We start from the raw sequence: 20,312 nt of genomic DNA on the forward strand, positions 1-20,312 counted from the left end.
GAGAAGGTCAATGCCTTAAGGTTGGGCCCAAACTCACTTTGCCTCGTGTGGTAGTAGCTAACCACCACAGGGAACAAGATACAAGGCTGGGCGGCTTATATCGCTTGGCGATAGGCATGGTTGAGCATAGATGAGGGCGCTATGAAGCATATTTTACTGGGCTATATCGCAGGCTGGACAGATTGGTCCGGCTTGCCACTGGAGCGGGACGCCGCAAGGCTTACGCATATTTGCTATGCCTTTGCCAATATTGAGGATGGTGAAGTGCTGCTGTTTACCGAGCAGAGCAAAGATCAAAGCCAGCCTCGTGCTGTGGAAGGCATCGCCCATTTGCGCGGTCTGCGCTCCCGGCATCCTCATCTGAAGCTGCTGATTTCAATTGGTGGCTGGGGAGCAGACGGGTTTTCGGATGCAGCTTTAACTGTCCGCTCCCGTGAACAATTTGCAGCCTCGGCAATTCGCTTTATGCATTTGCATGGTTTTGATGGCATAGATCTGGATTGGGAGTACCCGGCTAATGATATGGCGGGGATTAAGGCTAGGGCGCAAGATAAGTGCAATTTTACGCTGCTACTGGCCGAGCTGCGCCGCCAGCTGAATGCAGAATCCAAAACGCATGGCGAAACCTATTTACTGACTATTGCAGCGGGTGCAGGCCAATATTATCTTGATGGTGCAGAGATGCCTGCGGTGGCCGAGTTATGCGATTTTGTTAATTTGATGACTTATGATTTTTATAATGGCTGGGCGACGCACGCGGGTCATCACAGCAATCTGTTTAATACCCCGACAGATCCGGACGGCGATAGCTGTGCTAAGTCGGTGGCACTATTTGTGGCCAATGGCTTGCCGGCAAATAAACTGGTTTTGGGCTGTGCTTTTTATGGCCGCAGCCTCATTGCACCGGCTTTGGCTGAGGCAGGGATTGCAAAGAGTAATGGCAGTGCCAGCTATAGCCAGATTGTTCACGAGCTGATTCCTGCCGGAGCGGTGCGTCATTGGGATGATGAGGCTAAAGCTCCATGGTTGACGGCAGGAGAGCGCTTTGTGAGCTATGAAGACGAAATATCCATCGCACATAAAATGGCTTTTGTGAAGCAACACGGTCTGGCAGGGGCGTTTTTCTGGGAGTACTCGGAAGACCGGGATGGCATCTTGATGGATGCGCTCTGGGAGGGTTTGCAGTATGAGTAGGCGGCTTCATTGCTAGGGGGAGGGGAATAAGCCTTCCCCCGGCTGCGGGGGAAGGTATTACGGCAGCTGAGCTCTAATGCATGGGCATCAGGTTAACGAGTTGTTACTGAAACAAACTGCCAATCCGCTGTTCTGCAGATAAGATGTATTTCTGTCCATTGTCCTGCAAGGCTTTGCCGTCAAAGTGATCAATACGGTAGATCGTGCCAAAAGAGAAGGTTGGTGCGGCCACACCGGCACCACCGACAACCTCTGCTCCCCGGCGCACATTATCGGCCATCCATGAGGTTAAACGCAGATGGTAAGGATTGCGCTGTACTTCCCCAACGTGGCAAGCCAGCGCGGCAATCAGATCGGCTGTGTCAGTGATACTGGTTTCGATCAGGGTATTGGGCGTTGCCATTGCACGCCAGAATTCGGATTGCACCACAAAGCAGGCATGGCCCAGCTTGGCCAGTGCATCGAGCAAGAGGTAATGTGTGCCGATATGCACGGTATGCCCGTCGTTATCATTAGGCACAACACATACAGTGGGCTGGTATTGTTTGATGAGTCCGGCAATGGCATCGACTTTCTCTGCCCATGCGGCAGGATCGCTGTCGCGAGTCTTAGGATTGACCGCCATCAGGCCACCCGGAATGCTTTCCCGTAATTCAAAACCAAGCACCTGGCAGGCACGATCCAGTTCGGCTAAGCGCTCTGGCTGGCGTGGTAAATTAGAGCCTAGCGTGACAGCTATATTGATGACGCGGTAGCCGTCTTCGCGTGCTAGGCGTAGCGGCAAGGCGCCGATGATGCATTCATCGTCCGGGTGGGGGGCGAAGACCATTGCAACCGGTGAAGATGCGCTGCCTTGCTTTTTTGCAATTGCCAGGCCATCTAAGGTTGTAAATAGCGGGGCATCATGTTTTTGTAATAGGGCGTCGTGGGCCTTAACCAGCTCGATATACGGATTGCTCATTAACGTCTTCTCTAAGTTGTTAAGTAAAAATACTTACATATTATATGCTTTCGCAGCAAGTGAGGGGAGAGGCTGATCTTGACCTGGATCGTGATTATGTAAGCTTTTAGTGCCGTGCAGCGATCAGGTCTGGTTTTACCTTCTCTTCTCTCTTTTTTATAAGGCAGCTAATAATTTGCTGTGAACACCACCAAAGCCACCATTACTCATTACTAAAATATGGTCTCCTGTCTGAGCTGCCTGCCGTACAGCCTCAATTAACTGGCTCAGATCATCAAAGCTTTGTGCTTTTTGCCCCAATGCTGCAAGGGCTTCGCTGCTGCTCCAGCCCAGGTTGGCTCCGTAGCAGAAAACCAGATCGGCATCTTGTAAGCTGCCGGGCAGTGCTTCTTTCATGCTGCCCAGTTTCATCGTGTTGGATCGTGGCTCCAACACGGCCAGGATACGGGCATTGCCGATTTTTTTGCGTAAACCAGCCACGGTCGTGGCAATCGCGGTGGGGTGGTGGGCAAAGTCGTCGTAAACTGTGATGCCTTTGCTATGGCCTTTAATTTCCATGCGGCGTTTTACATTTTTAAATTCGGCAAGCGCGGCAATGGCCACAGCAGGGGTTACACCCACATGGCGGGCGGCGGCAATGGCAGCCAGTGCATTCATTTGATTGTGTTCACCCATAAGTGCCCAGTGCAACTCCCCTTGTGACTGATCACCCAGCAGCACTTCAAAGCCGTCATCAAAGCATTGGCCAACACGCCAGCCGGATGTGCCGCCAAAGCATTCCATTTCACTCCAGCAGCCTTTGTCCAGTACACGTTTCAGGCTGTCTTCCTTGCCATTGACCAGTAGGCGGCCAAGGCCGGGTACGGTGCGGATCAGATGGTGGAACTGGGTTTCGATTGCGGCCAGATCAGCAAAAATATCCGCGTGATCGAATTCCAGATTATTAAGCACTGCAGTGCGCGGGCGGTAATGCACAAATTTACTGCGTTTATCAAAAAACGCCGTATCGTACTCATCGGCTTCAAGCACAAAAAAGGGTGAGGTAGACGCGCTATCCTGGCGTGGAATGCCAGGCGCACGGGCAGAAATACCAAAGTTTTCCGGAATCCCGCCGATTAAAAAGCCGGGAGCCAAACCTGCGTATTCTAAAATCCAGGCCAGCATCGAGCTAGTGCTGGTTTTGCCGTGCGTTCCTGCTACGGCCAGTACCCATTTATCCCGCAGCAGATTATCCCCCAGCCACTGCGGGCCAGAGGTGTAAGGCAGCCCGCGATTGAGGATTTCTTCCATCAAAGGGTTGCCACGTGTGACTACATTCCCGATTACATACAGATCTGCACCTAAAGACAGCTGGTCTAAATCCCAGCCTTCGATTAGTTCAATTTCGAGTGCTTCCAGCTGGGTAGACATCGGTGGATAAACGTTGGCATCGCAGCCTGTTACTTTATGGCCCGCTGTGCGGGCGAGTGCCGCAATTCCGCCCATAAATGTGCCGCAAATTCCGAGAATATGAATATGCATATCAGTTTAAATTCCTAAGGTAATAAAGGTATTGTCATGGATTCATCGCTCGTGATTGCGTACAATCGTTTTTCTAAACTATCGTGCAATGGCCTTGTTTATCTTATGTCTAATGTATCACCGTCTATCAATCCGGTAGAAATTGCCCGGATTGCACTTAAAAAGCTTTCAGAGCGCGGATTAGCCCCAACGCCTGAAAATTACACCAAATTTTACAACGCCATTGCCACGATTAAATCTCCTGATGCCAAAACATCAAATGAAACCTTACAAGCATGGCAGCTGCTTTACAAGGTAGAAGATATGCTTGGTGATATGGATGAGACCACCGGGCAGCTTCTGACTGCTTTAGCAGGTGGTAATGAGGCTATGTCGGTTAGCCTGGATTTGTTGCAAGATACAAGACGCGCCCATCTGGAGCAAAGAGCCAGCCCGGATGATACGCATAGCAAATTAGAGAATCTGCTTAATACCATTATTAACTCTACGTCCGAAATGCATTCATCTGTGACGGCATCAAAAACCGATTTGCTGGCGATTCGTGATTCTGTGCGCAGTATCGAGGAAAATCTGGAAGTTAACCGGCAGATTTTAGAGCAAGATGCACTTACAGGGGCGATGAATCGGCAGGGTTTTGATAATCGTCTGGTGCGTGAAGCCAAGCTTGCACAGCGTCATGGCCATAAATTGTCGGTGGTGTTGTTTGATCTGGATGATTTCAAATTGGTGAATGATCGCTTTGGTCATGCCGTGGGCGATAATGTACTGGTTCATATAGCAGGGCTGGCAAGATCTGTTTTAAGAGAATCAGATATTCTTGTGCGTTATGGTGGCGAAGAGTTTTTAATTTTACTGGCCGAAACCGATATTCATGGGGCGCTGTATGTGCTGGAGCGTTTACAGCAAGTGGCCCGCCGAAACCCCTTTATGCACAGGCAACAGCGCCTGGATGTTACGTTTTCTGCAGGCATTGCCATGTTGCGTAGCGATGAGAATGGCCGTGCTCTTGTGCTGCGGGCTGATGAAGCTTTGTATGTGGCTAAACGCAATGGCCGTGGACTGATAGAAATGGCTGAATAGTCGCCGTGTTCAGCTAAAAATAGAGACCTGGTTTCTTCCATTGTGCTTTGCAGCATAAAGTGCTAAATCGGCGTACTCAAGTAGTTTTTTTGAGTTTTCCGTGTGATCTGGATAAACCGAGATACCTGCAGAGAATGTAATTTGTATTGCATCATTTTGATGATGAATTTTTATGTTGGAAAATTCTTCGCGATATTTATCAATTTTAAGCTGGGCGTTTTCGGCCGAAGCGCCAATCATCAGGATCAAAAATTCTTCTCCTCCCAGGCGGCAGATGATATCACTGGTGCGCGCCTGAGCACTTAAAAAACGTGCCAGGTATTTGAGTACTTCATCGCCTGCCGGGTGGCCGTAAGTGTCATTGACGGCTTTAAAGTGATCAATATCGATCATAACCGCGCTGAGCGGCATCTTATTACGTGTAGCCTGAGCCAGCATAATATCGAGTGTTTCTGCCAGGTAGCGACGATTATATAAGCCCGTTAGCGGGTCTCTTAAAGCGGCCTCAAGCAGTTTTTCCTGTAAAGAAACAATTTCTTCCAGCTTGGTTTCCAGCTTGATCTTTGCATCTTGCAGCGCATCAAATGTGTGTTTACGCTGGGTGATGTCTTCATACGCGCCTACAATGCCAATGACTGAACCATCGCTTTCCAGCAGGGGGACATGGTTTAAGCTGATATGGGTAAGTTTACCGTCGTGGGTTGTAATTGCACCTTCCTGGTTCAGCAGGCTCTGCCCTGTGGTGATTACCGTCTGGGCAAAGGAGTAGAGGTCAGAAGCACGTTCGGGCATCAGCTCAAAATCTGTTCTGCCAATAATCTCCTCGGATGAATTAGCCCCGTTATCATTGGCAAAATGCCGGTTACAGCCAATATAGCGGGAGTCAGGGTCTTTCCAGAAAACCCGGATCGGGATAGCATCTAATACTGCGTTAAGTAACTGCTGTGCTTTTTCTGCATCAAGCTCCTTTTGTTCTAACTCTTCCGTAAAGGCCAGCAGCACGTGATGCATTTCTCTTTGTGCAATATGGGCGCGTACGCGTGCACGTAAAATAGGCCGGCTAATGGGTTTGTTAACATAGTCTACTGCACCTGCGGCAAAGCCCCGCTCTTCATCGGCTGCACTTAATAAAGCGGTGACAAAAATAAGTGGGATTTGCGCTGTAATGGGGTTGGCTTTCAATTGCTCGCAAACGCTGTAGCCGTCAAGCTCAGGCATGATGACATCAAGCAGAATTAAATCGGGCAGGTATTGGCGGGCCAGTTTTAAAGCGGTGTGACCATTATCGGTGGTGAGTAGCTGGTATTCGTCTGCAAGGCAGGAAGAGAGGATGGCGATACTATCTGGCATATCATCTACGATCAAAACGGTTGGTTTTTGTTTATCAGCAGATAAAGGTTTGTTCATAGCCGGGCTCTTGAGGTGTGTTTACTGAAACAAAAATTTATTTGTTTGACCGTCATATTTCTTTTACAAGTGATGAGCCCACGCTCATCCTGGATAAATGGTTTGTTTAGTTAATTTAAGCTACGTTTAGCCAGCAGGGGAGTAATCTCTGCCGGACGGCCACCAAAAGCAAAGTATGTACAGGCCGAAGAGGCGGGAGCACCCTCGTCTCTTGGTTAATACCGTCACCGTCTGGTTTGATTGTTAATAAAATGTGTGGCAATACATGCACTTTTTTCTTGTCGTTGGTATCTGTTGATTTCCAGACATCAAAGCGACCATTAAATAGGTAACGGGCTGATCAGTGTGGCCAGAACCTGAAGTAGTAATTACCCATTTTTGAGCGCTGAAATATGTTGATCATGCCCACTTATTTTGTAGCAGTGTCTGTAGCAACCTTTGTAGCAATGGTTATCAGAGAGCCTTTGCTGTTGTAACTACTGAATAAACCAGCATGGCTGTAACCCGGGAAGGGTGATCTTCCGGTATCATTCGGGCATCTTTGTCTCTGGATCTTTACGCCATAATGGATGATTACCCCTCGGTATCACCGAAATCGAATATCCCCAAGTCATCTTGGCTTGAACGTCTGACTCATTTTTTGTTACGGGAACCTGAAGACCGCGGGCAGCTTGTAGAGGTTCTCCACTCTGCTTTTGAGCGTCAGCTGCTTGATGCCGATGCCTTAGGTATGATTGAGGGCGTGCTTAATGTAGGCGATATGCAGGTGCGCGATGTGATGGTGCCGCGCAGTCAGATGGACATCATCGATATTAATGATGCGCCTGCCAAATTTATTCCTTATGTTATTGAAACCGCCCACTCGCGCTTTCCTGTGGTTGATGGCAACAAAGACAAAGTACTTGGTGTTTTGCTGGCCAAAGATTTGCTGCGTTATTATGCTGGCGACGAGGATTTTGACGTACGCGATATGCTGCGCCCCGCGGTATATATCCCAGAAGCGAAACGTCTGAATGTATTACTTAAGGATTTTCGCAATAATCGCAATCATATGGCGATTGTGGTTGATGAATACGGTGGCGTGGCGGGTTTAGTGACCATTGAAGACGTAATGGAGCAGATTGTTGGCGATATCGAAGACGAATTCGATTACGACGAAGCTGAAGATAATATTATCCCGGACCGGCGCGGCAACTGGCGCGTTAAAGGCCTCACCGAGATTAAAGATTTAAATGAGGAAATTGGCTCTCGATTCTCTGATCTGGAATTCGACACGGTGGCAGGCTTAATCACCCAGCATTTTGGCCACCTGCCAAAACGCGGCGAGATTGTGGCTTTTGATGGCTACCGCTTCCAGATCCTGCGTGCAGACAGTCGCCGGATTTATTCTGTGCTGATAGAGAAATTGGCAGATATGCCCGCAGAAGAATCAGGCTGAGATAAGCCATCAGCCGCTAAAAAACTGTAGACGCAAAGTTAAAAAAGCACGCAGAGAACAGGCCGCTCAGGCTTTGTTGGCTCTGTGTGCTTTGCATCCACAGATTTAAGGTCTTTACGTCGCCCACCCCGGAACAGGCCGTGTTGTATGATTCAAAAACTTAAGCCCTTTCTACCCCACTTCCTGCTCGCCCTGTCTGGTGCGATCAGTGTCTTTTCTTTTGCTCCGCTGTATTTATTTCCCCTTATGTGGCTCTCTTTAGCCGCGCTTACTTTTTTTATTCAGAAATCCGCTTCTCCTAAAGCTGCTGCGTGGCGTGGTTTTAGCTTTGGGCTCGGGTTTTTTCTGGCCAATATCTATTGGGTGTTTATCAGCCTCAACACCTTTGGAGGTGTGCCTGCTCCGATGGCTGCGGGGGGCGTTTTGGTACTGGCAGCTTATATGGCGCTATTTCCCGCGCTGGCCGGCTGGCTTACTCTGAAGCTTCCCAGCCCGGCTTCGCTGCGTGTGTTACTCCTTCCTACCGTCTTTATTCTGACTGAATGGCTGCGTGGCTGGCTGTTTACAGGATTTCCCTGGGCCAGTATCGGCTACTCGCAAAGCCCGATGACACCACTTGCAGGCTACGCGCCTATTGGTGGCGTATACCTGATCGGCTGGCTACTTTGTCTCTGCGTTGCCCTGATTGTCAGTAAGCCTAAATGGCTTAAGGGCTGGGGAATTGTGGCTGGTATCTGGCTGGCTGGCTGGGGGCTTAACCAGCAGGAATGGACAAGTAAGGTAGGCGAGCCGGTAAAGGTGAGCCTGGTGCAGGGCAATATTTCACAAGACATCAAATGGGATAATGCTTTTTATCTCGGTAGCCTGAAAAACTACCTGGAACTTACCCAAAAGACACGCGGCCAGCTGGTTGTTTTGCCCGAAACCGCCATCCCTTCTTTTATTAGCAGCGTACCGGACTGGTATCCGAAGATGCTGCGCGATGCAGTCGCGCCCCGTAAGGCAGATTTGATTCTGGGGATTCCGGTTTTAGGTGCGCATGAGGCGGAGTATTACAATGCAGCTACCGTGATGTCGGATCCTGCTTTGCCGTTGTATAAAAAACAGCATCTGGTGCCCTTTGGCGAGTTTATTCCACTGCCCTGGCTCTTTAACTGGATTTACCAGTTTATGGATATGCCACTTTCGGGCTTTAGTCGTGGTGCGGTGAAACAAGCCCCGTTTTCGCTGGCATCAGGCCAGATTGCCGCCAACATCTGTTACGAAGACGTATTTGGACGGGAAATTATCAACGCTTTGCCCGAGGCCACCATGCTGGTTAATCTGTCTAATCTGGCATGGTTTGACGGCTCCTGGGCGGCGGCGCAGCACGCGCAAATGAGCCAGACCCGCGCCCTAGAAACCGGCCGCTATATGCTGCGGGCTACCAATACAGGCGTGACGGCGATTATTGATGAGAAAGGCCGGTTTAAGAAAGTGTTGCCTGAAAGGCAAGCGGGGATTTTGGAAGGTACTGCTCAAAATCGCAGCGGGAGTCCTCCCTATGCCTGGGGGGGGGATTATCCGCTGCTGATTGCTTTAGGCAGCTTATTAATTGCCTTGGGATTACTGAAGCGACGCCAGTAACAGGGCATCTTGCTCTCGGGAATACGCAGGCTGGCCCGATTCATCGTATTGAAGAGGCTTTCGCATTAACGCCTAAGCCTTTTCAGTGACGGACAAGCGCCAGCCTATACCCTGGGCGGAGCAATCAGTAGCTGTGTTCCCGCCAGCCTGTCATGCAAAAACCGGCGCTCTTTATCCAGTAATGCCCATAAAAAAGGCAGGAAGAACAGGCCCGTTAGCAGCCAGGCAACGATACGCAAATCTGCATGATGACGGGCAAAAATCCAGAATGGCGCGCAAGGCAGAGTGCAAAGCGTAACGACTGAAAAACGAATTGCAACTTCCCGCCAGCCAAGTGAGCTGCCATCGCTTTTTACAAGGCAAATTCTCCAGGTGCGCATTGCTAAAGTCTGCCCGCCACGCCAGCACCATGCGCAATATGCAAAAGCCACCGACATCACCCATATAAAATGTAAGGTACTTGCTACAAGGTGCCCGGTAAGTGCTGTAACAGGTAAGCCTGTTAATAATTGAAAGACCCCCTGGGATATTCCGCCTGCCAGCAAAACGACTGCAATAAGCAGTAAAAGCTCGTATAAAAAGGCGAACATGCGCCGCCACCAGCCAACCGGCCCCGTTGTTATTTTCACAAATCATCCTTGCACGATTATGTTTACAGAAAGTGCTGCAGCATCTTTTCAGATAAGCCAGATGCCGTGTTTGAAATCTCCATACTGACTATTTAACTGAAATATTCTGGCAAAAAGCTTTGTTACAGAATTAAAGACGGATCAATGTCCTGTCTGTAACAACTGAGGTTTCGATACTAACAAAGCCAATAAGAAAATAACTAGTAATAACTAGAAGAACTTGCCATTTATATCGCAGTGCGGTAACTTTCTAGTGCAATATCCAGCCAATAATGCAGGCGGCACTTTACATGGTTAGCCTGCGCCGAAAGGTCACCGCCAGCGGACACACACTGGTCGTCAAATACAGGTCACAAACTTGTTTGAAACGGCGGAAGGCCCGGTAAATCATTTGCAAATGAATGGCTCGGCTCCATTCATTTACCTATCGTTCTGACCTAGGGAATACCCATGGAAATTTCGGGCGCAGAGATTATCACGCGCTGCTTGCAAGAAGAAGGGGTTGAATTTATTTTCGGCTACCCTGGCGGAGCAGTTCTATCTATTTACGATGCAATCTTCAAACAAGATTATTTTAAGCATGTGCTGGTTCGCCATGAACAGGCTGCCGTGCATGCTGCCGATGCTTACTCGCGTTCCAGTAAAAAAGTAGGCGTTGCACTCGTGACTTCCGGCCCGGGAGCGACCAATGCTATTACCGGCATCGCCACAGCCTATATGGATTCGATTCCAATGGTGGTTTTTTCCGGCCAGGTTGCAACCGATGCGATTGGCTTGGATGCTTTCCAGGAGGTAGACATGGTGGGCTGCTCACGCCCCATCGTGAAGCACAACTTTTTGGTAAAAGATATTCGTGAGCTTGCTCCGACCATCAAAAAAGCGTTCCACCTTGCAACCACTGGCCGTCCGGGCCCGGTGGTGATTGATGTGCCTAAAGATATTGCGGCACAAACGAGTCAGTTTATTTATCCGGCATCGGTGTCGATTCGCAGCTATACCCCGCCAACCAAGGGCCACCCTGGGCAAATTAAGAAAGCAGCTCAGTTATTGGGTGAAGCCAAGCGGCCATTTATTTATGTGGGCGGCGGTGCAATTTTAAGTAATGCCAGTAGCGAAGTCACCGAGCTGGTAAAAATGCTGAATCTGCCTTGCACTAATACCTTGATGGGCCTTGGCGCACTGGATGGCTCTGACCCGCATTTTCTTGGCATGCTGGGCATGCACGGCACTTACGAAGCCAATATGGCGATGCAGTACAGTGACGTGATTATTGCGATTGGTGCACGCTTTGACGATCGTGTTATTTCGTCACCCGAGCACTTTCTGTCGCAAGCTAAAAAAATTGTGCATATCGACATCGATCCATCCTCTATCGCCAAGCGCGTTCGGGTTGATGTACCGATTGTGGGCGATGTAAAACATGTATTGATCGACCTGATTGGTATCCTCAAAGAAACCGGCATCAAACCACAGGCCGAAGCATTAGCAGACTGGTGGCAGCAGATCGAAGAGTGGCGTAAACCGCAAAGCCTTTGGTATGAGCCATCAGACCTCGTGATCAAACCGCAATTTGTGGTGCAAAAACTGTGGGAAGTCACCGGTGGTGAGGCCATCATTACTTCTGACGTAGGCCAGCACCAGATGTTTGCCGCGCAGTACTATCCGTTTAAACGTCCGCGTCAGTGGATTAACTCTGGCGGTCTTGGCACTATGGGCTTTGGCCTGCCTGCAGCCATGGGCGCTCAGCTGGCTAATCCGGATGCCATCGTCGCTTGCATTACCGGCGAAGGCTCGATCCAGATGAATATCCAGGAGCTTTCAACCTGCAAGCAGTACCATATTCCAACCAAGATTATTAATCTGAATAACCGCTATCTGGGCATGGTTCGCCAGTGGCAACATTTCTTTTATGGCAATCGTTACTCTGAATCTTATATGGATGCATTGCCTGATTTTGTAAAACTGGCCGAAGCCTATGGTCACGTTGGTATGAAAATCGAAACCCCTGCGGATGTAGAGCCTGCGCTACGCGAAGCTTTTAGCGACAAGCTGAAAGATCGCTTGGTATTTATGGATTTTATTACCGACAGAGAAGTAAACGTCTTCCCGATGGTCCAAAACGGGAAAGGCCTGAGCCAGATGGATTTACCGCCGCATATGCGTGATATGCAGCTAACTCCATTTGAAAATAATCGTGATTACGGCAATCTGTGCTGAGAGGAGATGAAAATGCGACATATTCTTTCGGTACTGATTGAAAACGAAGCAGGTGCACTATCCCGTGTAACCGGCTTGTTTTCAGCGCGTGGCTACAACATCGACTCGTTAACAGTGCAAACCACTGAAGATACAACGATGAGCCGGATGACCATCGTCACCCATGGCTCTGAAGACGTCATCGAACAAATCACCAAACAGCTCAACAAGCTGGTAGAAGTGGTGAAAGTGATCGACCTGAACGAGGCCGATCACATCGAGCGTGAATTGATGTTGATTAAAGTGCGGGCAACCGGCAAGGAAAGAGACGAGATGAAACGGATGGCGGATATTTTCCGTGGCCGCATTATCGATGTCACTGAAAAAGCCTACACCGTAGAGCTAACCGGAACAGGCGAAAAGCTGGATGCCTTTATCAAGGCACTTGATCCGGCCGTGATTCTGGAAACCGTACGTACTGGTGCCTCTGGCATCGGCCGTGGCGAGCGTATTTTAAAAGTTTAATTGAGGGTGGCGTAGCCCCTCTCAGATCAAATCAAACACCAAGACAGGAATGTAGCCATGAAAGTTTTTTACGATAAAGACTGTGATCTTTCCATTATCAAATCTAAAAAAGTAGCCATCATCGGTTACGGCTCGCAAGGTCATGCCCACGCTTGCAACTTGAAAGAATCCGGCGTTGATGTTGTCGTTGGCCTGCGTAAAGGCTCGGCAACTGTTGCTAAAGCTGAAGCCCACGGCTTAAAAGTCACTGACGTAGCAACTGCTGTTGCCTCTGCCGATGTGGTGATGATTCTGACTCCGGATGAATTCCAGTCAAAACTCTATAAAGACGAAATCGAGCCGAACATCAAGCAAGGCGCAACCCTGGCTTTTGCTCACGGCTTTGCAATTCATTACAACCAGGTTGTGCCACGCAAAGATCTTGATGTGATCATGATCGCGCCAAAAGCACCGGGCCACACTGTACGTTCCGAATTCGTTCGTGGCGGCGGCGTACCTGATTTGATCGCTGTTTATCAGAATGCATCGGGTAAAGCCCGCGACATCGCCATGTCTTATGCTTCCGGCGTGGGTGGTGGCCGCACTGGTATTATCGAAACCACATTCAAAGACGAAACCGAAACCGATTTATTCGGCGAGCAGGCCGTATTGTGTGGTGGCGCGGTTGAGCTGGTTAAAATGGGCTTTGAAACACTGGTTGAAGCCGGCTACGAGCCAGAAATGGCTTACTTCGAGTGCTTGCACGAGCTTAAACTGATCGTTGATCTGATGTTCGAAGGCGGTATCGCCAATATGAACTACTCGATCTCTAACAACGCAGAATATGGCGAATACGTGACTGGCCCTAAGGTCATCAACGAAGAATCCCGTAAAGCCATGCGTCAAGCCCTGAAAGACATTCAAAACGGCGAATACGCGAAGAAATTCATCGTTGAAGGTGCAACCAACTACCCATCCATGACTGCTTATCGCCGCAACAATGCAGCGCATGGCATTGAAGTAGTCGGTAACAAGCTGCGTGCCATGATGCCTTGGATTCAGGCAAATAAAATCGTGGATCAAACCAAGAACTAATTGTGCCTGATTTAAACAAGCCAGCTTTCGAGCTGGCTTTTTTTTTAACTTAACAAGTATTTTATATAGGTAATGTTATTTTTGCTGCAAAGCCATGATGCCGTGAAGCCGTGCTTTAAAAATGATTACAGGTCAGTTATTTATAATGCACGGATAAATTTACTTAATATCTGATTTTGTACAGATTGCCTGCCCGAATATTACCTAATTATTTAACCGACCCATTTAGGGCTAAAAAACTGGGTGCAATAGCATTTAGCTGTCTGTGAAATCAGTATCCAATATTTAGTGTTACTTTCTTATTTAACTACTATTTTGTTAAATGGGTTTTTAAGAAAATATCATGTTTTACTAAAAAACCATGATATTAATTTGATCATAATTGTGTTAAGGGCAGCATGATCCATGCTGCTTTAAGCATCGAAAATAAGGCGGTCACTTAGAATTTGTGAATTTTTTGAAAATTTTTTGAATTGAATATTGCAACAGAGTGTTATAACCATTGCTATCTTTTTACGGATCAAATATTAGAAAATGGTGATGCACTGACAGGATGATAAAACCTGAATCATGCATGTAAATATGCAGCAGTGCTGTAGGTGATTTATAGGTGATGTAGTCGCTTAGGAGAAAGCGTTGGAGAATAATCAGTTATTACACACTTCTGTTGTTCTATTGGCAGCAGCAGTGATTGCAGTTCCCATTTTTAAGCGTTTTAATTTAGGATCAATTCTGGGCTATCTGGCCGCCGGTGTGGTTGTCGGGCCATATTTTTTTGGATTTATTGATGACCCGCATTCGGTGCTGGATTTTGCCGAAATAGGTGTGGTATTGCTGTTATTCGTATTGGGTTTAGAGTTGAATCCCCAATCACTATGGCAGATGCGTAAAAAAATTATTGGCCTGGGCGGCGGGCAATTATTATTGTGTGGTTTAGCTTTGGCCGGTTTATCAACGCTGGCAATTAGTCTGGATTTTAAAGCTTCTTTATTAATAGGTATAACTCTGGCATTGTCTTCTACTGCCTTTGCTATTCAGCTATTAAAAGAGCGCAGCATGCTTAATCAGCCTATTGGGCGGATTGGCTTTGCTATTTTGCTGATGCAGGATCTGGCTGTTATTCCTGTATTACTGAGTTTACAAGCAATGGCTCCTGATCCCAGCGGCCATATCGTACCCTGGTGGCTGGGTTTACTCGCAGTGATCATTACGCTCTTTGTGGGGACATATTTATTGAACCCGCTGCTTAAAATTGTTGCCAAGTATGGTAATTCCGAGGTGATGACGGCGGCGGCTTTACTTATTGTACTGGGAGCGGCTTTAGGTTTTGATTACGCTGGCTTATCAATGGCAATGGGGGCATTTATTGCGGGGATTATGCTGGCTAATTCCAGCTTCAGGCATCAGCTGGAGGCGGATATCGAGCCATTTAAGGGCTTGTTATTAGGTTTGTTTTTTATTACGATCGGCACCAGTATCAATTTAAAAATGCTGCTGGCAGACCCGTGGGTTTTATTAGCCAGTGCTTTATTATTGTTACTGGTAAAAAGCTCGGTAATTGCTGCTTTAATTACTTTAACCACCGGGCAATCCAAGCTTAATAGTTTCAGGCTTGGCCTGATGCTGGCGCAAGGCGGTGAATTTGCTTTTGTGGTGATGGCTCAAGCTTTATCTTTGCATATTCTGGATAGCCAGATTACCGAAGAAATCATTATTGTGGTTGGTTTGTCGATGGCCTTGAATGCGCCTTTGCTGATGACATTCGAGCGTTTAATTCAGCGTAAAGGTAAAGAAAAGAAAGCTGATTACAGCAATGTGAAATTTGAAACCAATCAGGTGATTATTGCGGGCTTCGGGCGTTTTGGTCAGGCAACAGGGCGTTTATTATCGGCTAAAGGAATGCAGTTTACTGCGCTGGATAAAGACCCGGAACATATTGAATTTTTAAAGAAAGTAGGGCATAAGATTTATTTTGGTGATGCAACCCGTTATGATTTACTTAAAAGGGCTGGGGCCAAGCAGGCCTCTGTATTATTAATTGCCATTGATAATATCAGTGATTCCCTGCATTTGGCTCAAATGGCCAAACGTAAATTTCCGCATCTGCGTATTATCGCAAGAGCGCATAACCGTACCCATGCTTTATCTTTGATGGATTTAGATGTGGATGTGGTGATTCGTGAGGTATGGGAAAGCAGCTTAACGGCAGCCGAGCATACGCTGATGGCCCTGGGATATTCGCCAGCACATGCTGAGCGCATGATTGATATTTTTCAGCGTCATGATGAAGCGTCTTTATTAGAGCAATTAGAGCATAAAGATGATATGGATGCGCTAATTGCCCTGGCTAAAGAAAATCGTCAGCAAATGAGTGATTTATTTGTAGCGGATAGAAATCTCTATGCGACAGAAGAAAAAAAAGTATTTGAATAATGAACAAAACAAATCACTGGGATATCTTTTGCCGTGTGGTTGATAATTACGGTGATATTGGCGTGTGCTGGCGTCTGGCACGGCAATTGTCGGGTGAGTATGGTTTTATCGTCAGGCTATGGGTTGATAATTTAATTAGCTTTCAACGTATTCAGGCAGATATTCATAGCGATTTGCCTGTGCAGATTTGTTCGGGAGTGGAGGTGCTGCACTGGTGCCAGCCTTTGCCGGATGCAGAGCCTGCCGATGTGGTGATCGAGGCCTTTGCCTGCGACTTGCCTGCAAGCTATATCGCTGCTATGAAAGCCAGGCCTGGCAAGCGGGTTTGGCTGAATCTGGAGTATTTATCGGCAGAGCAATGGGTGCCGGGCTGCCATGGCCTGCCGTCGCCTGCTCAGGGCCTGCCTAAATTCTTTTTCTTTCCCGGTTTTGTGGATGGCACTGGCGGCTTACTGGGTGAGCGGGCGCAGCGCCTGGCGAGAGCTGCATGGTCGCAGGCAGATAGCGATGCGTATCTGGGCCAATGGCAGTCGCCGGAGGCCAATGGCTTAAAGGTTTCTCTTTTTGCTTATGGCAATCGGGCTCTGGCGGATCTGCTGGGTGTCTGGCAGCAATCAGATTATCCTGTGCAGGTGTTTATGCCTGAAGGCTTATTGCTGCCTTTGGCCGAGGCTGCATTAGGGCTGGCATTGCCGGTGGGCAAAACGATCTGCCGTGGTGCGCTTCGCTTATCTGTGCTGCCGATGCAATCACAGGACGATTACGACCGGCTGCTTTGGAGCTGTGATCTTAATTTTGTACGGGGAGAGGATTCATTTGTGCGGGCTCAGTGGGCCGCATTGCCCCTGATCTGGCACATTTATCCGCAGGATGATGATGCGCATCGCTCAAAACTGGATGCATTTCTGGCGATTTATCTGGCCGCCTGTCCCGGTAAATCTGCACAGCACTTAAATGATTTCTGGCAGGTATGGAATCATGGCGGCGATCTTAAAGCCGCATGGAATAAGCTTTTGCCTGAGCTTGCTGTTCTGAAAAGCCATGCAATAGCCTGGAACGAAAATTTGATTAAACGCGGGGACCTTGCCACTAATCTGGTCAGATTCGTCAATAGCAAGGTAAAATGACGCGTTAAATTTTAACCATCACTTAAGCTCTAGGTAAACACCGCAATGGCAATCAAAACCGCACAAGAAGTTCGCGTTGGTAACGTAATCATGGTTGATGCTCAACCTTGGGTCGTTCAAAAAACCGAATACAGCAAATCTGGTCGTAACTCTTCTGTTGTAAAGATGAAAGCAAAAAGCTTGCTGGGTACATCTTCTTCAGAAAACGTTTATAAAGCGGATGAAAAATTTGAAGTTGTTACATTAGATCGTAAAGAATGTACTTATTCTTATTTTGCTGATCCTATGTATGTATTTATGGACGCTGAATTTAATCAGTATGAAATTGAAAAAGATAATCTGGGCGATACACTGAACTTTATCGAAGATGGTATGGAAGATCAGTGCGAAGTAACTTTCTACGAAGGTAAAGCCATTTCTGTTGAAATGCCTACCACCATTGTGCGCGAAGTGGTTTACACCGAGCCAGCTGTTCGCGGAGATACTTCGGGTAAGGTAATGAAGCCAGCACGTCTGGTAAATGGTTTTGAATTGCCAGTTGCTGCATTTATTGAAATCGGCGACAAAATCGAAATCGATACACGCTTTAACGAATTTAAAAAACGCGCCTAAATCGCCGTTTAAAATCAGCCACCTTTACGAAGGTGGCTTTTTTTTGGGCTGTTAAAATGATTGAAGCCTGGAAAAATTCATATCGAGAAAAAACGCTTCGCCTACAGGAAAATGATTGTCAGGAGCTAAATTAAGCCCGATGGAAAAACCGCGAGTCAAATAAACACGCGGGTTTTTCTGATTTTGAAAAATGCACTTATAGCCATGCTTTGCCATAGCGTCTGACGCTAATTAGCTGCCAAATACCTGATCTCTCAGCATTTTTAATTGATCACGCAATTGGGCCGCTTTTTCAAACTCCAGATTTTTAGCGGCTTCGATCATTTCTTTTTCGAGGCGTTTTAATTCTTTGGCGAGGGATTTTTCGTCAAATTCATTCAGCATTTTTTGCCGTTTTATTTCTAATCGGGCGGCTACGGCTTCTTCCTCGTTATATACGCCATCAATCATATCTTTAATTCGTTTAACGACGCTGCGCGGGGTAATGCCATTGGCCAGATTAAAGGCGGTTTGTTTGGTGCGGCGGCGCTCTGTTTCATCGATGGCTTTTTTCATCGAATTGGTAATCCGGTCGGCGTAAAGAATGGCTTTACCATTTAAATTACGCGCGGCGCGGCCAATGGTTTGAATTAAGCTGCGCTCTGATCTTAAAAAGCCTTCTTTATCTGCGTCTAAAATCGCCACGAGCGATACCTCAGGGATATCCAGCCCTTCGCGCAGTAAGTTAATCCCGATCAGCACATCAAATACGCCAAGGCGCAAATCGCGCAGAATTTCGACGCGCTCTACGGTATCGATATCCGAGTGTAAATAGCGCACTTTTACCCCGTGCTCGCTCAGGTAATCTGTCAGCTGCTCGCTCATGCGTTTGGTCAGCGTGGTCACCAGCACCCGCTCGCCCTGTTCGGTGCGCAGCTTGATTTCCGAAAGTAAATCATCCACCTGCGTGCCCACAGGGCGCACTTCGATAATCGGATCAACCAGGCCCGTCGGGCGTACCACCTGCTCCACCACCTGGCCCTGATGCTTGGCTTCGTAGTCCGATGGCGTGGCGGAGACAAACACCGTTTGCGGCATTAGTTGCTCGAATTCTTCAAACTTCAGCGGCCGGTTATCGAGCGCGGAGGGCATACGAAAGCCATAATCGACCAGATTTTCCTTGCGTGATCGATCGCCTTTATACATCGCGCCAATTTGCGGAATGGTCACGTGGCTTTCGTCGATAATCATGATCGAATTGGGCGGCATATAGTTGATCAGCGTTGGCGGGGCCGATCCTGCCGGCTTGCCGGAGAAATGCCGTGAGTAGTTTTCAATGCCCTTACAAAAGCCCATTTCAATCAGCATTTCTAAATCAAAACGGGTGCGCTGCTCCAGCCGCTGCGCTTCAACCAGTTTGTGTTCTTTGTAATAAAACGCCAGCCGGTCAGTCAGCTCTGCCTTGATGGTTTCGATTGCTTCCAGTACTTTTTCACGCGGGGTAACATAATGGCTGCTGGGGAAAACCGTAAAGCGGCCCACGCGCTGCTTGATATGGCCTGTAAGCGGGTCGAATAATTGCAGCGTTTCCAGCTCATCATCAAATAAGTTTACCCGCAGCGCTAATTCGGCCGATTCGGCGGGGAAGATATCGATTACATCACCACGCACCCTAAAACAGCCACGGCTGAAATCGGTGTCATTTCTATCGTATTGCATGGCGGTCAGGCGTTTGATCATATCGCGCTGGGCAACGCGCTCGCCTTCTTTCAGATGCAAAATCATCTGGTGGTAAGAGCTGGGATCGCCAATCCCGTAAATCGCGCTGACGGTGGCCACAATAATACAATCCGGCCGCTCTAAAATCGCCTTGGTGGCGGAAAGCCGCATCTGCTCGATATGCTCATTAATGGCCGAGTCTTTCTCGATAAATAAATCGCGGCTGGGCACATAGGCTTCGGGCTGGTAATAATCGTAGTAAGACACAAAGTATTCAACCGCATTTTGCGGAAAGAATTCACGCATCTCCGAGTAAAGCTGCGCTGCCAGTGTCTTATTCGGCGCCATCAAAATAGCCGGCCGCCCTGACTGGGCAATCACATTGGCTATGGTGTAAGTCTTACCCGAGCCAGTTACCCCAAGCAGGGTCTGATACTGCAAACCATCATCCAGCCCCTCAAGCAACTGAGCAATGGCCGTCGGCTGATCGCCAGCAGGCGCAAATGGCTGAAACAGGCGGTAGGGGCTGCCGGGGTAATCGACAAACATGGCTAAGATCCTGTGTTGACGAGGTGGATGGCTCTATTCTACCTAATAGAACGCTCGTGCGCTTTAATGGAGGGGAAGGACTTTTGTGTGATGGAGGGCAACTACTGGCAAATCTTGGGGTAATGCGTTAATACTTGTAGATGCCATAAAGCATGGTGAGCCAAGTCTACTGTGCTAGGGTTTCTTTATCATATAAAAAGGCTTCGTAAATATCCTTTTTTATATGAGGTCATAGCCAATCA

At 48.1% G+C, this 20,312-nt stretch carries 15 protein-coding genes; 10 read left to right on the forward strand and 5 right to left on the reverse strand.

Annotation, left to right across the window (positions count from 1 at the left end; all coding sequences use genetic code 11):
- Positions 1 to 141: 141 nt before the first annotated feature.
- Positions 142 to 1,194, forward strand: coding sequence for a glycoside hydrolase family 18 protein (locus tag EJO50_RS16365; protein ID WP_125975953.1), 1,053 nt, complete (start codon positions 142 to 144; stop codon positions 1,192 to 1,194).
- A 103-nt stretch (positions 1,195 to 1,297) separates the two neighbouring features.
- Here the strand turns inward: EJO50_RS16365 and EJO50_RS16370 are convergent, their stop codons facing one another.
- Together EJO50_RS16370 and mpl are read right to left on the reverse strand one after the other, a co-directional pair.
- Complete coding sequence (locus EJO50_RS16370) at positions 1,298 to 2,155, reverse strand: PIG-L deacetylase family protein (RefSeq protein ID WP_125975955.1); 858 nt, start codon at positions 2,153 to 2,155, stop codon at positions 1,298 to 1,300.
- Positions 2,156 to 2,311: 156 nt separating this feature from the next.
- Positions 2,312 to 3,676: a UDP-N-acetylmuramate:L-alanyl-gamma-D-glutamyl-meso-diaminopimelate ligase gene (gene mpl / locus EJO50_RS16375; protein WP_125975957.1), complete on the reverse strand. Its 1,365-nt coding sequence runs from the start codon at positions 3,674 to 3,676 to the stop codon at positions 2,312 to 2,314.
- A 36-nt stretch (positions 3,677 to 3,712) separates the two neighbouring features.
- Between mpl and EJO50_RS16380 the strand changes: the two genes are divergently transcribed.
- On the forward strand, positions 3,713 to 4,756 hold the full coding sequence (locus EJO50_RS16380; protein WP_125975959.1) for a GGDEF domain-containing protein: 1,044 nt from the start codon (positions 3,713 to 3,715) through the stop codon (positions 4,754 to 4,756).
- 9 nt (positions 4,757 to 4,765) lie between these two features.
- On the opposite strand, the gene EJO50_RS16385 is transcribed toward EJO50_RS16380, so the two are convergent.
- Entirely contained in the window at positions 4,766 to 6,163 is a 1,398-nt protein-coding gene (locus EJO50_RS16385; RefSeq protein ID WP_125975960.1) for a diguanylate cyclase, read from the reverse strand.
- A gap of 565 nt (positions 6,164 to 6,728) precedes the next feature.
- Between EJO50_RS16385 and EJO50_RS16390 the strand changes: the two genes are divergently transcribed.
- Together EJO50_RS16390 and lnt are read left to right on the forward strand one after the other, a co-directional pair.
- Positions 6,729 to 7,601 (forward strand): CorC family transporter, encoded by an 873-nt coding sequence (locus tag EJO50_RS16390; protein ID WP_125975962.1) that lies wholly within the window; start codon positions 6,729 to 6,731, stop codon positions 7,599 to 7,601.
- Between the two features lie 147 nt (positions 7,602 to 7,748).
- Positions 7,749 to 9,227, forward strand: coding sequence for an apolipoprotein N-acyltransferase (lnt, locus tag EJO50_RS16395; protein ID WP_125975964.1), 1,479 nt, complete (start codon positions 7,749 to 7,751; stop codon positions 9,225 to 9,227).
- Positions 9,228 to 9,331: 104 nt separating this feature from the next.
- Here lnt and EJO50_RS16400 read toward each other — a convergent pair whose 3' ends face one another.
- Positions 9,332 to 9,856, reverse strand: a complete 525-nt coding sequence (locus tag EJO50_RS16400) for an RDD family protein (protein ID WP_125975966.1) — start codon at positions 9,854 to 9,856, stop codon at positions 9,332 to 9,334.
- 450 nt (positions 9,857 to 10,306) lie between these two features.
- On the opposite strand from EJO50_RS16400, the gene ilvB reads away from it, so the two are divergent.
- The 6 genes from ilvB (at position 10,307) to efp (ending at position 17,823) form a co-directional block, all read left to right on the forward strand.
- On the forward strand, positions 10,307 to 12,073 hold the full coding sequence (ilvB, locus tag EJO50_RS16405) for a biosynthetic-type acetolactate synthase large subunit (protein WP_125975968.1): 1,767 nt from the start codon (positions 10,307 to 10,309) through the stop codon (positions 12,071 to 12,073).
- Positions 12,074 to 12,085: 12 nt separating this feature from the next.
- Entirely contained in the window at positions 12,086 to 12,577 is a 492-nt protein-coding gene (gene ilvN / locus EJO50_RS16410) for an acetolactate synthase small subunit (RefSeq protein ID WP_125975970.1), read from the forward strand.
- Between the two features lie 57 nt (positions 12,578 to 12,634).
- Positions 12,635 to 13,651, forward strand: a complete 1,017-nt coding sequence (gene ilvC, locus EJO50_RS16415; protein ID WP_125975972.1) for a ketol-acid reductoisomerase — start codon at positions 12,635 to 12,637, stop codon at positions 13,649 to 13,651.
- A 636-nt stretch (positions 13,652 to 14,287) separates the two neighbouring features.
- On the forward strand, positions 14,288 to 16,084 hold the full coding sequence (locus tag EJO50_RS16420; RefSeq protein ID WP_125975974.1) for a monovalent cation:proton antiporter-2 (CPA2) family protein: 1,797 nt from the start codon (positions 14,288 to 14,290) through the stop codon (positions 16,082 to 16,084).
- Positions 16,084 to 17,211 (forward strand): elongation factor P maturation arginine rhamnosyltransferase EarP, encoded by a 1,128-nt coding sequence (earP, locus tag EJO50_RS16425; RefSeq protein WP_125975976.1) that lies wholly within the window; start codon positions 16,084 to 16,086, stop codon positions 17,209 to 17,211. Before EJO50_RS16420 ends, earP begins: the two co-directional genes overlap by 1 nt.
- A gap of 51 nt (positions 17,212 to 17,262) precedes the next feature.
- Positions 17,263 to 17,823, forward strand: coding sequence for an elongation factor P (efp, locus tag EJO50_RS16430; RefSeq protein ID WP_125976591.1), 561 nt, complete (start codon positions 17,263 to 17,265; stop codon positions 17,821 to 17,823).
- 231 nt (positions 17,824 to 18,054) lie between these two features.
- On the opposite strand, the gene uvrB is transcribed toward efp, so the two are convergent.
- Positions 18,055 to 20,070: an excinuclease ABC subunit UvrB gene (gene uvrB, locus EJO50_RS16435; RefSeq protein ID WP_125975978.1), complete on the reverse strand. Its 2,016-nt coding sequence runs from the start codon at positions 20,068 to 20,070 to the stop codon at positions 18,055 to 18,057.
- Positions 20,071 to 20,312: the final 242 nt, after the last annotated feature.

The sequence above is a fragment of the Iodobacter ciconiae genome, assembly GCF_003952345.1.
GTDB lineage: Bacteria > Pseudomonadota > Gammaproteobacteria > Burkholderiales > Chitinibacteraceae > Iodobacter > Iodobacter ciconiae.

Coding starts and splice junctions, on each gene's coding strand:
- EJO50_RS16380 (WP_125975959.1), top strand. CDS start 3,713: ATGGATTCATCGCTCGTGATTGCGTACAATCGTTTTTCTAAACTATCG.
- uvrB (WP_125975978.1), bottom strand. CDS start 20,070: ATGTTTGTCGATTACCCCGGCAGCCCCTACCGCCTGTTTCAGCCATTT.
- EJO50_RS16365 (WP_125975953.1), top strand. CDS start 142: ATGAAGCATATTTTACTGGGCTATATCGCAGGCTGGACAGATTGGTCC.
- ilvB (WP_125975968.1), top strand. CDS start 10,307: ATGGAAATTTCGGGCGCAGAGATTATCACGCGCTGCTTGCAAGAAGAA.
- ilvC (WP_125975972.1), top strand. CDS start 12,635: ATGAAAGTTTTTTACGATAAAGACTGTGATCTTTCCATTATCAAATCT.
- ilvN (WP_125975970.1), top strand. CDS start 12,086: ATGCGACATATTCTTTCGGTACTGATTGAAAACGAAGCAGGTGCACTA.
- earP (WP_125975976.1), top strand. CDS start 16,084: ATGAACAAAACAAATCACTGGGATATCTTTTGCCGTGTGGTTGATAAT.
- mpl (WP_125975957.1), bottom strand. CDS start 3,676: ATGCATATTCATATTCTCGGAATTTGCGGCACATTTATGGGCGGAATT.
- EJO50_RS16385 (WP_125975960.1), bottom strand. CDS start 6,163: ATGAACAAACCTTTATCTGCTGATAAACAAAAACCAACCGTTTTGATC.
- EJO50_RS16370 (WP_125975955.1), bottom strand. CDS start 2,155: ATGAGCAATCCGTATATCGAGCTGGTTAAGGCCCACGACGCCCTATTA.
- EJO50_RS16390 (WP_125975962.1), top strand. CDS start 6,729: ATGGATGATTACCCCTCGGTATCACCGAAATCGAATATCCCCAAGTCA.
- lnt (WP_125975964.1), top strand. CDS start 7,749: ATGATTCAAAAACTTAAGCCCTTTCTACCCCACTTCCTGCTCGCCCTG.